Origin of the sequence: Sphingobacterium sp. GVS05A (assembly GCF_019969845.1) — a bacterium.
Lineage (GTDB): Bacteria > Bacteroidota > Bacteroidia > Sphingobacteriales > Sphingobacteriaceae > Sphingobacterium.
Genome location: NZ_JAHXYR010000002.1, coordinates 385,589 through 401,531 on the forward strand (window position 1 = coordinate 385,589; position 15,943 = coordinate 401,531).

Annotated in this window: 10 protein-coding genes and 1 pseudogene; 5 read left to right on the forward strand and 6 right to left on the reverse strand. The window is 40.9% G+C overall.

The window, feature by feature from the left end; translation table 11 throughout:
* Positions 1-3: 3 nt before the first annotated feature.
* The 3 genes from LC454_RS06375 to LC454_RS06385 form a co-directional block, all read right to left on the reverse strand.
* Positions 4-3,411 (reverse strand): SusC/RagA family TonB-linked outer membrane protein, encoded by a 3,408-nt coding sequence (locus LC454_RS06375; protein ID WP_223580758.1) that lies wholly within the window; start codon positions 3,409-3,411, stop codon positions 4-6.
* 30 nt (positions 3,412-3,441) lie between these two features.
* Positions 3,442-4,560: a FecR family protein gene (locus LC454_RS06380; RefSeq protein WP_223580759.1), complete on the reverse strand. Its 1,119-nt coding sequence runs from the start codon at positions 4,558-4,560 to the stop codon at positions 3,442-3,444.
* A gap of 69 nt (positions 4,561-4,629) precedes the next feature.
* The gene (locus LC454_RS06385; RefSeq protein ID WP_223580760.1) at positions 4,630-5,196 is read right to left on the reverse strand and encodes an RNA polymerase sigma factor; all 567 of its coding nucleotides are present in this window, start codon (positions 5,194-5,196) and stop codon (positions 4,630-4,632) included.
* 516 nt (positions 5,197-5,712) lie between these two features.
* Between LC454_RS06385 and LC454_RS06390 the strand changes: the two genes are divergently transcribed.
* Both LC454_RS06390 and LC454_RS06395 read left to right on the forward strand, forming a co-directional pair.
* Positions 5,713-8,559, forward strand: a complete 2,847-nt coding sequence (locus tag LC454_RS06390; RefSeq protein WP_223580764.1) for a TonB-dependent receptor domain-containing protein — start codon at positions 5,713-5,715, stop codon at positions 8,557-8,559.
* A gap of 12 nt (positions 8,560-8,571) precedes the next feature.
* Positions 8,572-9,813, forward strand: coding sequence for a hypothetical protein (locus LC454_RS06395; protein ID WP_223580766.1), 1,242 nt, complete (start codon positions 8,572-8,574; stop codon positions 9,811-9,813).
* A gap of 306 nt (positions 9,814-10,119) precedes the next feature.
* Here the strand turns inward: LC454_RS06395 and LC454_RS06400 are convergent, their stop codons facing one another.
* On the reverse strand, positions 10,120-10,449 hold the full coding sequence (locus LC454_RS06400; protein WP_223580768.1) for a hypothetical protein: 330 nt from the start codon (positions 10,447-10,449) through the stop codon (positions 10,120-10,122).
* A gap of 17 nt (positions 10,450-10,466) precedes the next feature.
* The gene (locus tag LC454_RS06405) at positions 10,467-11,519 is read right to left on the reverse strand and encodes a hypothetical protein (RefSeq protein WP_223580770.1); all 1,053 of its coding nucleotides are present in this window, start codon (positions 11,517-11,519) and stop codon (positions 10,467-10,469) included.
* A 372-nt stretch (positions 11,520-11,891) separates the two neighbouring features.
* On the opposite strand from LC454_RS06405, the gene LC454_RS06410 reads away from it, so the two are divergent.
* The 3 genes and pseudogenes from LC454_RS06410 to LC454_RS26385 all read left to right on the forward strand — a co-directional run bounded on the left by LC454_RS06410 (position 11,892) and on the right by LC454_RS26385 (position 13,867).
* Positions 11,892-12,698: an AraC family transcriptional regulator gene (locus tag LC454_RS06410; RefSeq protein ID WP_223580772.1), complete on the forward strand. Its 807-nt coding sequence runs from the start codon at positions 11,892-11,894 to the stop codon at positions 12,696-12,698.
* A 161-nt stretch (positions 12,699-12,859) separates the two neighbouring features.
* Positions 12,860-13,588, forward strand: a pseudogene (locus tag LC454_RS06415) (glycoside hydrolase family 27 protein); the annotation flags it as partial.
* Positions 13,589-13,624: 36 nt separating this feature from the next.
* Complete coding sequence (locus tag LC454_RS26385) at positions 13,625-13,867, forward strand: hypothetical protein (protein WP_262903051.1); 243 nt, start codon at positions 13,625-13,627, stop codon at positions 13,865-13,867.
* Between the two features lie 94 nt (positions 13,868-13,961).
* Here LC454_RS26385 and LC454_RS06420 read toward each other — a convergent pair whose 3' ends face one another.
* Positions 13,962-15,710 (reverse strand): alkaline phosphatase D family protein, encoded by a 1,749-nt coding sequence (locus tag LC454_RS06420; protein WP_223580776.1) that lies wholly within the window; start codon positions 15,708-15,710, stop codon positions 13,962-13,964.
* Positions 15,711-15,943 lie beyond the last annotated feature (233 nt).

The following is a 15,943-nucleotide window of genomic DNA, read 5'->3' on the forward strand; positions in this document are numbered from 1 at the left end:
GCTTTAAAATTGAACCATTACACCAAAATTAAATTCTCGGGCAAAAGGATAGCTTATGCCCCGCTCCATGCGTACCGTGCTCCAGCGGAACATATCGTTCATGGAGAAGTTAAGCCGTAACCTTTCCAACTTATACCGTTTGAGGATTTCATTACTGAATGAATAATTGATATTGATCGTCGAAAGCCGGAGGTACGATTCGGTCTGTATAAAACGGCTCGAAGGCTGCGTAAAAGACTGATCACCAATAGCCTTGTATTTCGTCTTATCACCAGGCTGCTTCCATCGTTCTTCCAATACACGGCGATCCGCATTTTGAAAAGCGATATTATTTTCGATCTTATCCATAAGGGTTTGATTGTAAATATCCCCGCCCAAGGAATAGTTACCAATAATTTGCACCGATAGTCCTTTAAAGTTGACCGAGGTACCGACATTACCGTATAAAGTTGCCTCGGTATTGCCTACGACCTGTTGATTATTGGCATCCCAAACATAGGTAACATCACCATTCCGATCCCGGTACAATTCACGACCATTAGCGGGATCTATCCCGAGGGAAGGTACCGCGCGGATAACTCCGAGGGACTGCCCCTGCTGATAATATTGCGATGGCTGTATGACATTGCCCTTTTCATCTTTTTTGACTAGCGACTCATTTAGCGTACGCAGTTCATTGGATATTTCCTTCAATTTGCTTCTGTTCTGTACTGCCCCGAGCGAAAGGTACCAGCTAAAATCCTTTGCCGGATTATTGAGCAGCCGCATGTTGGCCATCGCTTCGAATCCTCTGTTCTGTACTTTGCCTAGGTTCTGAAAAAATTTATTATCATAAAAACCAAAGGATGGAGCTACGTTAACAGTGGAAATCATACGGTTGGTAATCCGGTCATAAAAAGAAACATCAATTTTCAGGAAATCACCTTTGATGCCAAATTCCGCCCCTACGCTCCGTTGCTGTTGTTCAGGCCATCGTACGGCCGGATTTCCCTGTCCACTGTAGATTGCAGCATATTGATTATAATAATTACGTCCCGACAAAAAGTTGTACGATGTACTCACCATGCCCACATTAAATTCACTGACCGTACTTGAGGTACCCGCATTCAAATACCAGCGTAATCTTGTAAGAAAATCATTTTTAAACCATTCCTCGTTATGCATGTTATAAGAAAATCCGGCACTCCAAAAAGTTCCAAAACGATTTTGACTACCATAAATTGAAGCGCCATCCGAACGCAGCGTGCCACTGACATTATATTTATTGTCATAAGTATAAAACAAGGAACCCAAAAATCCGACCGAACGTACAGGTAACGAAGTCGATTCAGGCAATGAACCGGCAGCATATTGCAACGCCATTTGAGGCGTCATAAACCGATCGTCCACATAGCCTGTCACCGTATTCAGATTACCAACGGTATTCTGCTTCCGGATTTCTGCAATGGCGTTTGCCACAAGCTGATGTTTGCCGAATTTGTTGGAATATTGCATATCTACTTTTCCTTCGTATTTGGTAAAATTCTGGTTTCCAAACGTATATGAACCTTTCAGATTAGCATCCGTAATATTGGTGTAATCCGTATGAAAAGGTGATTTATACTTGTCTATATCGGCGCTTGTCCTTACGATAGTTCCAGAAGCCCTAACAATTAATTGGGGCAACGCAAACCATTCAATGGACATATTGTTCTGCAAGGTTTGGCTTACCTGATCACTACGGAAACCAAGTCCTGCGTTATAGAGGGGGTTGAACATCGTTGATCCCCAACTATACCACTGTCCCAGTTCCCCAAAACGGATGTTGTACTGCCCTTGCTCATCATAAATTTTCTCATAGGGATTGAGTTTGGTATAAGTATTGAAACTCCCGTAAGGACTATCGTATGCTTTCGTATAGATATAGGTGGCCACATTGCGGAATGTAATTACATTAGGTATCCGATAGATCAGCGTAAAACCTGCATTTCCACGTGTTCTCCCCGACTCTTTCATAACACCTTTGTTATCAAAATAACCGCCTTCAAGGCTATAACGCACACCATTCCCCCCGCCTTCCATCCGCAGGCTATGATTGATGGAAAGTGTATTTCGCACCGGTTGCTTCAGCCAATAGGTATTCACTCCGCCCAACACATCCTGTTCACGTTTGGTCAATAGATTATCATAATGCTCCTGCTGAATCAGATCCCATGCCGCATCGCCGGTTTTTGATCTGTATAAATCCGCCAGCTTTTCATACTGCAATTTCTCAGTCGCATTCATGAGGTTATAATCCGAAAGGTCGACCATAGACACCGATGGTTTCATGTCATAGGTTACCGTAAACTTACCATCTTTAGGCAATCTGGTTTCAATAACAACCACCCCATTCCCGCCACGGGAACCATACAAACTCGTAGAACTCGCATCCTTTAAAATGGAAATTGTTTCAATGCGGTTAACATCAATGTCGTACAAAGTAGTAATCGGCACTTCAAAACCATCCATGATAATCAATGGTGCATTGACGGCATATTCCCCTACACTGGAGACACCCCGAATGTTGATCTGTGGCATCACGTTGGGATTGGAGCCCGCATTTACCCGTTCGTCTACCTTAAAAGAAGGATCCAAAGCCTGCAGTACCGTAAAGATGTTTGTGGAATTGAACTTTTCCAGCTCCTGCCGCGTCACCATCGTCGCCGCACCTGTAAAATTATCACGGCGCACCCGGGTATAGCCCGTTACGACTGTTTCATCAATTTTATTCTCGACCTGACGCATGGTCACCTGTAGCGGCTCCCCCGAAACCACTTTGACCTGCTGGCTTTCATAACCTACCATCGAAAACAGCAGTTCCAATGGTTCATTGACAATGACATAAAACTGGCCATTTTCGCCAGATAAAACACCATTACGTGTGCTCCCCATAATTTTTATGGACACCCCAGCTAAAGGTTTTCCCGCAGCATCCCTTACACGTCCTTCTACCCGCATCTGCCGCTGCTCGGTCATTTGACGCTTTTGTCGGTTAGGCTGATTAGTGTTTGATGTATTTGGTAATGATTCCTTCCGGCGTACCAGGATCGTATTATTTCGAAAAATCAAATCAACATCCTGCCCGGCAGCGATTTCCCGCAACACCAGTTCGATATCTTTGTCTTTCACCTGAATATTGATCGGTTTGCTATTTTTTAATAAGGCTAAGTCACCGATCAGATCGACATTTGCCTGTTTCCGGATCTTCTCCAGGACCGAATACATGGAACTTTTGCTTTCTTTAAGTGTAATGCGCTGCGCCATGGCCGTCCCCACGAAGCCCGATAAAAGCAGTCCGCCCAGCATCAACCTCGATAGACATTTACCGACATCTTTGGGCAAACCGGTAGCCGCCATTCTTTTTTCAAAATGGTAAACTTTCATTTTCATAAGGTTAGTTTTTGTTAGTTCGTCGTTCCTCTATTTGATGTATATGTAATTATTTTTCATAGTATAATTCATCGGATGCACCTGTCCCATCAGGTCCAACACCTCTTTGAGGCTTTTATCACGCCGCACACGTCCGAAGAGCTGTACTTGTGCCAAACGATTGTCGACCTTGATCTCCACCCCATACCAAGCGCTTAATTTTCGGGACAGCTGCCCAACATTAAGGTCATTCAGATCAAAATAGCCTTCTTTCCAGTCGATATAACGGGTAATATCGCTGGCCTCGATAATATTCTTTCCATCATATACCTGATTCGGCCTGATTCGTACGGAAAACTGGTCCTTTCTGCGCTGTTCCAAACGTGATCCCTGATCGGAGAAAGCCACGGCACCTTCAAGCAGGGCTGTTTCATTATTGGTCGTAAAATTCGCGTTGAATTTCGTTCCCAGTACCTGGATTGTCTGCGTATTGCCGCGTACAAAAAATGGCACTCTTCTACCCTTTCGCTCTTGTTTGGCAACTTCAAAATAACCCTCGCCCCGTAGCGCCACCTCTCTAATATCACCTGTAAAACAAATTGGATATCGCAGTTCACTATTCGTATTCAGCCAGACCTTAGTACCATCGGCGAGCTGTACATGGGCCGTACCACCCGTTTTCGTACGAATTGTATTGTAAACGATTTTTGATTTCTGGGCAGGACCAGTTAGATAGATAATCTGATCGTCATTCGTCCGAACGATGCGGTAGCCACCGGCATTTAAAGTGTCATTACGTTTTAACTTATCCAAGTCGTATTCCGTATTATTTTCCAGTACGACAATGGCATTGGATTTTATAGGTGCCTTGACATCTTCGATGTTAGCATACTGCACATGATCAGCCCGTTTGCTCCAATATATAGAGATCGTTGTTGACAACAAAATAAGGACACTTGCAGCAGCTAGCCACTTCCATCTGGATTGTTTTTTGCGTTTTTTGATAAAAGGCATTTTGTTGTCCAGATTTTCCAAAAGCATTAACATCTGTCGATCCTGAGGTTCAGGAAAACGGTCCAACTGATCCAACCAACGCTCAACCAAAGCTATTTCCTCCGTGGAACATTCCCCAGCTTGATACTTTGCGAAAAGTGAATCGTCGATCTTCATAGTAATAATTGTTAGTTCAGCTCTAATGCTGCTATACTAAGGTAAACGGCGCTGCCAGACGATTGTCCCTCAAAAAAATAAAAAAAGTAAAAAAGACGAAAAATTAGAGCGTATGATTTTTAAAGTAGATGAATATTGATTGCGTACAGTCTTTTCAGAAAGCCCCAACATAACTGCTATTTCGGGATTGGAATAACCTTGCAAGCGTAATTTTAAAACCGCTTGATATTGCGGGCCGTAGCTATGAAGTACAGCGAAAATGGAATCACGAAAAGACTGCGTGCGGACGTGTTCATCAGCTTCGTCAAATGCAAACTCACTGGCATAAGATCTGAGATCCTCCAGATAGCCCTGTGCGTTATTTTCCTTAGCAAAATAGTCTATAATACGACGTCTGAGTGCCGTAAAAAGATAGGCCTTAAAATCATTTTGGTAGTCGATGGAGTATCTATTGTTCCAGGTGCGAATAAACACATCCTGTACCAGATCTTCACCAGCTTCTTCGCCGACCCGTTTGATCGCGTAAACGAGCAGAGCTGCTTTATATCTTTCATACAGCATATGAAATGCCCCGTCTTGGTTCTTGGAAACCAAAAGGAGTAGTTCCTCATCACTCAAACTTTCCAACTTAGGCATGATGTATTGATTTGGACAAAGATAGTTTTTAGAATTTTTGTATCCAAAAAGATCGCACGACGTGAAAACCGCAATTCCTCGAAAAGCATCCCTGACTATTTTAATTCTTTATAAATATCTTATGTAACTTTTTATTATTGTAAACTCCTCACACGCATTACTTCCTCTAACATGTAATGTGATAACAGTTCAGCAAAAATAGTAAAATCACAACAAAGACTACTAACTAAGTAGATTTTTTTATTTAAGCGGTAGAGTAACACGAATTGTGAGTTCAGCTTGTCTTCAAACATTAAACCTATTAAGACTTGATTTAAGAATACTTGTTATTCAAAAACTACTTATTATTTATTGCTACTTAAATAATTCCTTCCCAATGAAGGAATTAACTTGATCTCTTTTGTTAAAAAAAGTTAAAAACCAATTTGTCAATTCTTAGGATATGATTACCTTTGCGCAAAATTTCACCTTATTTAGATCAAAACTAAATAAAGAAAAACAGTCTATAAAAATCATATGTATCAATTTTTTACTTTTTTGAGCATCACTTTGCTTTCCTGTTTTGCCCTTCAAGCACAAAATATCCAGGGTATCGTGCATGACAAGAGCACGGGTACGATCGTACCGGGAGCGAGTATAATCATCAAGGAGCGCCCCCAAAGCGGAACTGTCGCCGATGCTAACGGAAAATTTAATCTTGCACTTCACAATGGTGAGACTTTGCTGGTTAAAATGGTTGGTTATAAAAGCTTCGAACGTTATTTTCCCAAGGTACAGGAAGGACAACAGGTCGAGATTAGCCTTGAATCAGGTGTTGCTCTGGAGGAAGTATTGGTCACAGCAAGTTTGGCCAATTCACGGAGCAAACGTGCGATTGGAACCAATGTAGATCATATTGATGCAGCAGATATCGTCGCGAAAAGTAATCCCTCTTCCCTAGCAGAACTGGTAAACGGAAGAATTAGTGGCGCCCAAGTATACAATACCAATGGAAAAGTGGGTATGCCCATCCGTTTTGATATTCGTTCGGCGGCAACCTTCAGTATGGAACGTGATCCTCTGATCTTTATCGATGGGGTACGTTACGGTAGCAGTAATACTGCTGATGTAAACTCTTCACAGGAAGCTATGAGTGCATTGAATGACTTACCGATGAACGATATTGCTTCTATCGATGTGATCAAAGGACCTGCAGCAGCAGCTTCGTATGGTGCAGAGGCAGCTAACGGTGTCGTTATTATCCAGACCAAACGTGGTCTGAGTGGCAAAAAAGGCGTGGCTGTAAACGTAAAATATACAGGCGGTTTCAGCGAACTCGCCAATAAATACACAAAATATGTCAATAACGATGCCCTGAACAACTTTTTTGATCGCGGTCATCAAAATCAGTTCTATGCCAATTTATCGGCACAGTTTGATCAGGCAAACAGTGTATTCTTTTCGGCCAACTCCAATACCACTTCAGGTATTGTCCCGGGCAACAAAGACAATAGACAGACCTTTCGTGCCGGATACGATTTTACTAAAGACAACTTCAAACTGGGTTTCACCGCGGGCTATGTCAAAGGTAAATTGAGCATCCCGCAGTCTGCCTCAGGACGCGATGATGCCATCTGGAATCTGATGCGCGATCAGACGCCTTGGCCTTTTATTTCCGAAGAAACCTGGCGTGCTATTGAGAAAAGTTATTCTAATGACCGCTTTACAGGAAGTGTAAAATTAAACTATACGCTTCCCTTTAATATCAAGCTGGAAAGTCTTGTGGGGCTTGACCTCAACAGGATCGATGGTTTGAACTACCTTCCGTATGGCTACCTACAGGGTACAAACAGCACTGGTGCCAAACAGGTCAGTGACCGTAAAAACCAAAATATCAACTGGGATGTCAAGTTGTCGCGCAACTTTGCCCTAGCCGATAAATGGCAACTGAATCTAGCCCTACTATCGCAGCTGACCAAGTCTACCGAAACCGTCAGTGGTATCAGCGTACGCAATTTTGCTGTACCGGGAATTAGTAACATCTCCTCGGCAGCTGAAATCTTAGGTACAACTGATACCTATTTCGAAAAACGTACCCATGGTATCTATGGTGAGGCATTTTTAAGCTACAACAACCAGTTGTTTATCAATACCGGGGTCAGAAGAGATGTATCCAATATGATCGGTCGGAATGTAGCCAGTATCTGGTACCCGACAGTGAGTGTTGCCTACAATGTGAAACCGTTTGAATTTATGCAAGGTAAGATAGACGAATGGAAGATAAGGGCTGCTTATGGTGAGTCAGGTCGTCTACCTTATCCAAATGATGCGCAGACAGCCTATCTTATTGAAAACTCTTCGTTTGGCACCTTGGTCAGACCATTGCGTAAAGGTAATCCTGATATCAAACCTGAGCGCACCGGTGAGTTTGAGATAGGTACGGATCTTAGCTTTTTCAAACAGCGTTTGGGCTTTACCTACTATTTACAAAACACGCGTGACGCGATTGTATATACCACATTATTGCCATCTTTGGGCTGGCCTTCGAGCTTAAGCGGGGACTATCCCGAAAATGTGGGTAAAATCCGCGGTAAAGGAATTGAAGTGACTTATAACAGCCGCGTATTTACCAGCAGTAATCAGAAAAACAGTCTGGACCTCTTCGTGATTTTCAATCACCAGTCCAATAAAGTCATCAGCTCAGGTGGAAATGACATTATCAACACAGTCAATCTGATCCGTCCGGGACTCCCTGCATTCTCTTTCTATACAGGTGTATCCGAGGGCGCCAATTTCAATAACAACGGTGTATATACAGGGGCTAAAGAAAGCGCACCGCAGGTTTTGGGCAAACCTTTCCCTACCTATAATGGATCATTTGGTTTCAATCTTCAGTTGGTCAATAACCTCCGTATCCAATCTTTGTTCAACTATTCAAAAGGCGCTAAAGTCTATAATATATCCAATAGAAATGTAGCCAGTCAAGGGAATAACTTAAAGGCAAGTGAGGATCTCAAAGCATTACTCGCTACACAGACAGCAGGCACATCTGAGTATATTGCGACAGCAAATGAACTGGCCAAATATGCCGGCCCTCGTGGTAATTTTATTGAGAAAGCCGATTTCATCCGTTTGAGCAATGTCACCATCTCTTATGATTTAGGTGCCTGGGCCAAGAAACAAACCAATGGCCTATTCAAAAGCTGTGTACTGTCACTAACGGGGAACAACCTGTGGCTGACGACCAACTATGGCGGTATCGAACCACAAATAGATTCACAGGGCGGTAGCAAACGTACGCGTGGTATCAGCTATCTATCATCCGACTGGACTGCAGTACCTGCTCCACGTAGTTATGCCATGAGTGTAAATATTGGTTTTTAAAAAATGATGATTATGTCTATCAAAATAAAAGATTTTTGGAAAGCAGGATTCGTCTGTATGGCAGTTCTTTCCCTTTCCTCCTGTGACAAGTGGGTGAATGATACCAAGCTGCCGGACAACACCATTGATGAATCTCAGCTAAACAACATAGCCATGCTTGGTCGTATCGAAAAAGGTACTTATGTCTATGGTCCTGTCATCGCAGGTGTATGGCGCGCTGGTGCGACATCTGCTTCGGATCTACTGGTTGCTTCCGGTGCTATTGTGGATGAAATTGTTCCCACCGCAGTTCCAAACTCTCCTTTTTACAAGGAATTGGATGATGATAAATTAACACCGGACAACACTTCACTCTTTAGCGTGTGGTCCAATGTACAAAATTACCGTGCACGTGCCGAAGATGCAATTGCCAATGCAGAATCTTTAAATCCAACAGATGAAGATGGTATCAAGATCAAACAAGCAGCATTGGTAAATGCCCGGTTACATGCTGGTTATGCATGGTTATTGATGGCTGATTATTTCAGTGTCAGCAACAGCAGCCATTCCGTATATGCCGATCATAAAGAGGTCAGCCATCAAGAAGCCTATACCAAAGCACAAACTTACTGGCAACAAGCACTTCCTTCCGCTAGTGATGCTGAGAAACGATTGCTTCACGCCCTACTAACAAAACTGGGAATCCATACAGGCAATTACCCCTTGGCTGTGCAGCATATCAACCAGTCGTTTACTGCAACAGAAAACTTCAGCTTTCTTAATACGGTAGGCACTGTAAGCAACGGCTTCTTTAATGCGTTAAATATCAACTCAAGAGATGCGGCCGTTGATCCAAGTTTGGTTGCGGCGTCAAAAACCGTAGCTGACAAAGCCCGTGTTCCGGTTGTAAAAGCAGCCAAAGGACATTGGTCACTGACCTTGTTTAAGGAAAGAGATCCCTTGCTTGTCAGCGATTTTGATGAAATGCAATTGATCCGTGCCGAATTGGTTGTACGCGGACTGATCCCAGGTAATGCCACGGAACTTGTTAATTCGGTTATTGCAAAATATGATGCTTCGAGAGCATCCAATTATACCCCATCCACAACCCTAACGCTGAATGACATCATTGTTGTCCGTCGGATATTTTTATCTTGGCGTGGTACACGTATCATAGATTTGAGAAGATTTAAAATTGATGGTGATGTTAATCCTGGTTTTACCCAGCGTAAATGGCAGTGGATCGGTATACCCGAAATTGAAACACAGTTTTAAGATCGTCCTACCCAAGTAAATCTTATCCGAATAGCACACAAATCTGCGCCATCATCGGTACATCAGGTTTAGCAAAAACAAAGACGAAAAGGCCGTGAGAATTGAATATTCTACACGGCCTTTAACATTATGAATAAATCTGGATGTACTATAGCTACCTACTCTACAGTACATAACTATAAGATGGTTGACAACCCCAGTTATCCCAAAATACCTCATTTTTTCGAGATTTACCCCAATCGATAACTAGTTTTTTCGACAATAAGATAATTGCTCTGGATTATCAACAGACGCATTTCGTACACTTTACCGTGTCGGTTGTAGCTGGATTTCCGGCATTGAACGATTTCGGTCTTTAATATCTACAGAAATAGTATATCCTGTATAGTCGGGCACATCGATTTCCAAAAGATAGCTGCCTTTGTTTAATTCGCCGATTTTAAATTCTCCATTTTGATGATGTACGGTGTCTATCCGCAATCTATCTAGTTTCTCTTTCTGTTGATTAGACTTATATACCTTAACTATAAAATAGGTAACGGGATTATATTGGTGGTCCACCAACCTACCAGTTACAACATACTGATCCAAGAGAAATGATGAAAGTAAGATAAACAAGAATTGGACCTTTAACATAGCATATATATTTTCTGTTACCTATTTCTTTTAAAGAGCCCAGCACCTAGATCTGAACCAAAAGACCCCGCCTTCAATTGAAGATAGTTCGCTTTACTTTGATCTTTTTCAATCAGTATCTCTCCAGAAAGAATCACTCTTTCCATTGTTAAGAAGTCTGATGACGTTGGATTGTTACCTCTTAAAGGGCCACTCCCGTATCCTGCAAGGTGATTATAATCAGAAAAAATACAATCGAAAGCTTTATATTGCTTTGTACTTCCCTTTTCCCTAACCCATACCGTACTACTATTAGCGATAATATTGTGATGGAATTCAAAAGTATCCCCATTGGTACCATCTGTTGTCCAGACACCACTAAAGTAACCGCCATATACCAGACAATACCGCATAGCATTACCGCTTCCTGCCTGTCCCTCAGATTTCCAAAAGACTACGGGGTTTTTACAATTGAAAAATACACAGTGGTCAATAATTAATCCGTATCCTTTGGCAATAACACCTACATGCAATGGTAATACATCAATATTACCAGCAAAAAGACATTGTGTAACAACCAAATCATCTAATTGTTTACCATCACGCCATATTGGGTATGAGCGACGTGAGTTATCCTCATCCATATAGGAATAATCGGGACTCCCTGTAAATCGTAATCCCTCGATGGTCACATGACTTACATCAGGTTGGATCCCCCTACCCTCCATTCCACCAAATCCAGGGACCAATGGTACAGCTGTCACTATCACAGGCATCTGCTGTGGAGTCCAGCCTTCATCATCGGGCATAATTTCGGCCCGGATAATTAGACGGTCTTTGACAGTATATTTATTATTGGAAAATAATACTGTTTCTGTCAATAGATGTGTACCAACTGAAAGTACAATCGTGGACGTTCCCTTTTCCTGATTTGAATTTATACGTGTTGCGGCCTCCAAAATGGTTTTTAGAGGTTGTGACTTTTCTCCAGAATTTAGATCATTTCCGACCAATGGATTGACATAAAACTGTTCTGCAAATGAATCCAATGCTGTTACTGCGAATATTAAAAGAATGAATAAGTATTTCATCGTCATAAGTCTTCAATTTAAATGTGATTATTATCAAAATTATTGGATACCTATTCGTCTACATGGTCATTTTATACCAATTATAGTCATTTACACCCCTCGGTCGCCTTAGGGTATCCCGATCTTATGGGATTAAGGTGGTTAAATGACTTTCTATTAGATTTACACTAATTCCTTTATTGAAAAAACACTTGTTTTACATGCCAAATATTAATACCTTTCAAATAGGGACTTTCAGATAATATCAAAGGAACATAAACGATATATTGTATCAGTATATAGACGAAAAACCGATTATCAATGGATAAAAGAAACAACTATACCAAGGAAATTAAAACCTATCATTTTCTCCCTTATAAGTATAATCGACATTTGCTATTTGATATAGGTCGCATTGAAACCTTGGAAAATTATGTCTTGGATAACACTTTGCATCAACTCAGTTTTTATGAGATTATCTTTATTGAAGAAGGAAGTGGGACATTATCAATAGGTGATAAGAGAATCCCGCTTTCCAGCGAGAGTATCGTCTTCACCAGTCCTGGACAGACACGAAGATGGGCAATTGAAAAGAATTTAACGGGTTATGTACTGTTTTTTGAAAAAGACTTTCTTGATCTATTTTTTTTCGATAATCTGTTCCTCTATAGATTTCAATTTTTTCATCAATATGTACAGCCTCCAACGATAAAACTAGATGAATATTTTTTCAATCAATGTGTTAACCTTGTTCAAGCTATAATACAAGAATTCTCCTATCTTCAGCATGATAGCGATCATTTAATAAGAGCACTTTTATATCAGCTGCTTATAACAATAAATCGTCTTTATTCAAAAACATATAATCTTCAAAACAACGAAGTGATTCATTCAGATTTCCAAAGGTTCAAGGTTCTATTGGAAAAAGAATATGCTGTTAATCATAATATAAGCAAGTATGCAAAGATGCTCAATATCAGTCCAAAAATCCTCAATAAGCTTTGCAACCAATATAGTGGTCTATCAGCTCAGCAAATGATTCATCAGAAATTGATATCGGAAATAAAAAAGGAACTAATTTTAAAAAAATCAGCTAAAGAGATTACCTATGCTTTTGGTTTTTCAGATCCATCAAACTTCAATCGTTTTTTTAAGCGAAACACAGGGATAACTCCGCAGCAATTTCAAAAGGAGGTATAGCCCCATCGTCTATCAGCTGGTCTTAAACGGATACTGCAAATAAATAATAACCAAATTCAGCATTAGGAAGGGTAACTCAATGACCACACCCTTTAGATCTTTGTTTACCAAATGGAAACAAATAATCATCAGAATCGTAGCAGCCATTAAAAAAACAGGCGGACGCGTTGATCTCAACAGGCCTTTATCAGGCAGGTTATCGCTATATCAATGTTGACGACGGTTATTTCGGAGGGCGGGACAGTCATGGGAAACTTTACGTGGATAGTACCAAATTCCCAAACGGCATGGATACCATCGCAGCATATCTCCATCAGAAAGGATTAAAGGCTGGTTTATATTCGGAGGGAGGACGAAATACCTGCGGATCAATTTGGGATAACGATAAAAAAGGTATTGGAGTAGGTATGTATGGACATGAGCAGCAGGATGCCGAACTCTTCTTCAAAGAATGGAACTTCGATTTTATTAAAATAGATTGGTGTGGTGGACTGGAAATGAAACTAAATGATCAAGAACAATACGGTAAGATTATTTCAGCTATACGGGAGGTTAAGCCCAATGCGCGGATCAATATCTGCCGCTGGCAATTTCCTGGCGAATGGGCCATTAAACTAGTGGACTCCTGGCGGATATCCGAGGATATTCGAAACAACTTCGGTTCTGTTTTAGCTATAATAGATCTCAACAAAAATTTGAATCAGTACAGCAGCCCCGGCCATTATAATGATATGGATATGTTGCAGGTAGGTCGAGGAATGACTTATGAAGAAGATAAAACACATTTTTCCATGTGGTGTATGCTGAATTCGCCACTTCTGGCAGGGAACGACCTCACCAAAATGTCGAAGGAAACCATTGCCATATTGACGAACAGGGAACTGATTGCCTTAAATCAGGACAAAGCTTTTAAACAAGCTGTATTTATGGGAAATGATGGTACGGTTGATCTTTGGAAAAAGCAATTACAGGGTGGGAAAAATATCATTATCGCTATGCTGAACAGATCGGATAAAGCTGTGGATTATCATCTGGACAGTAAAAAGCTTCAAATTTCTCCGAATACCAAAGTACGTGATCTTTGGATAAAGAAGGATTTGGGAAGACTGAGCGACATGAAAACATTACGCATTCCGCCTCATGGTATTGTGGTGCTAAAAACGAAATAAATATCATGTATATAGACAGTCTCCAAACACTTAGCCCATTTCGTTGAGAGATTGAGCTACTTTGCTTGGAGATTGTCTATTATCGAGGCTCTTACTAGGAAATAGTATACGTCTTTTCTGTCGTAACAGTATAACTATCTGAAATGACGTTATCCACAAATCTCCATTCTGCAAGCGACGTGGCGGCCGTAAATTTCACATGTAGATACCCTCTCTTATAAAGATTGGCATATTCTAGTTCATCAATTAATACAGAAAAAGCCTGAGCAAGTTCCATTGCTTTTTTAGTATCTGTGGTAATTCCCAAGTAACTCTCTAATCCAGGTGACGAGACCGAACTGCAGGCCAATTCCGTTCCTATAAATTTACCCTGAGCATCTGTCAATTTTCCTAGCCATGCATTGTGTGTATCGCCAGCCAATACTACGACTTTCTTACCTGCTAAAATCGAATATAAACGCTCTCTTTCCATAAAATAGCCATCCCATGCATCTAGATTATAGGGCAGAACCGTTGTAATTCTTGCAATGTCCTGCTGTGTCAGTGTAGGATCTTTTTGCAGGTATCTCGTTTTTAGGATAACCAACTGTCCAATTGCAGCTGAAAGTGCAGCCATTGTAGATGGCTGAGCATTCCCAAAATGTGCTATTTCAGTCATTACTCGGTTCAGCAACATTAAGAGTTCCGCAGGAATCAGCATCTTGGTCATTAGGATCTGTTGTCCCAATACTTTCCATATTGTCGTATCAGCGTTAATCTGAGCCCCTAACCAAGTCATTTGTTCATTACCAATCAACTTTCTATTGTTACTGAGCAGATCAGTCTGAAATTGTGTTTGTTTAAAGTTTCCGCTTCCATCTATATAGTTTGTGTAATCCAATTGTTTATCCCGTGCGATTATCCGGGTATCCAGCATATAGAGTGAGAGAAGATTACCAAAGGTAAAACTCCTATAAATACGTTGGTCCTTGCCTGTCTTTAGGGGAATATATTCACTATAGGCTTGAAAAGCGGCCATTTTACGGGTATCAAAGCTTCCCTCCTCTGGCTGATGATTTTCGGCGCCAGATCGGTATGCATTATCGGTAAGTTCATGATCATCCCACACACATATAAATGGTTTTTTCTGATGAAGAAGTTGCAAATTTTTATCACTTCTATATTGTCTGTATCTTTCTCTGTAATCTATCAGGTTTACAATCTCTTTAGCCGGTTTGTGGGCTCTACCGAGTTCATTGGTGTAGGGATTAGTGCCATATTGGCCAGGTGCATACTCATAAATGTAGTCTCCGAGGTGTACAACAATATCAGCCTCTGATTTTGCAATCGCTCCATATACGTTAAAAAGTCCAGCTGGAAAATTAGAGCAAGATACCACAGCCATTTTTACTTCATTGACATTATCTGTTTTAGCAGGAAGCGTCAATGTTTCACCAACAACACTTGCTTCCTTAGTCTTGGCATTATAAAATCTATAATAATATTTTGTATTGGAAGCTATATTCTGAACATCAATGGCTAAAGTAAAATCATTGGTAGCATCGGCCTTCACCTGTCCCCTTCGAAGAATCTCCGAAAAGCTATTCTCTTTACTTATTTCCCATGTAATTTCAGCATCTGTCTCTACAGAATATCTCGTCCAGATGATTACCCCGGTTGCCGAGGGATCAAAGCTTGCAACGCCAGATTCAAATCCACCATTTTTAAGGTTGTCTGGTGCACTATCAATATCTGTAGGGTCATCCGAACAGCTTTCAATAAGCGGTGCTATAAAAACCCCTCCCGCTGCAATTAATGAATTTTTAAGGAATCTCCTCCGGTTAATTTGCTCGTTATTTTTCATCTCTACTTTTTTAGGTGAAAATACGGCGTCACCGGAAACTACATGTTAAGCCAATTTTATTTATTCTTTATATTTCTAATTATATATAAACTATACTATGACATACTCTTTTTTCTATTTGTCAAACTTGTTGATGGATACTTTATTCTTATTTTTTTCGATTGGATAGCTTTGCCGCCATAACAGTTGAAATTTTTCTAGTATCAATATTCTCGACAAGAAAGAGCAAATTA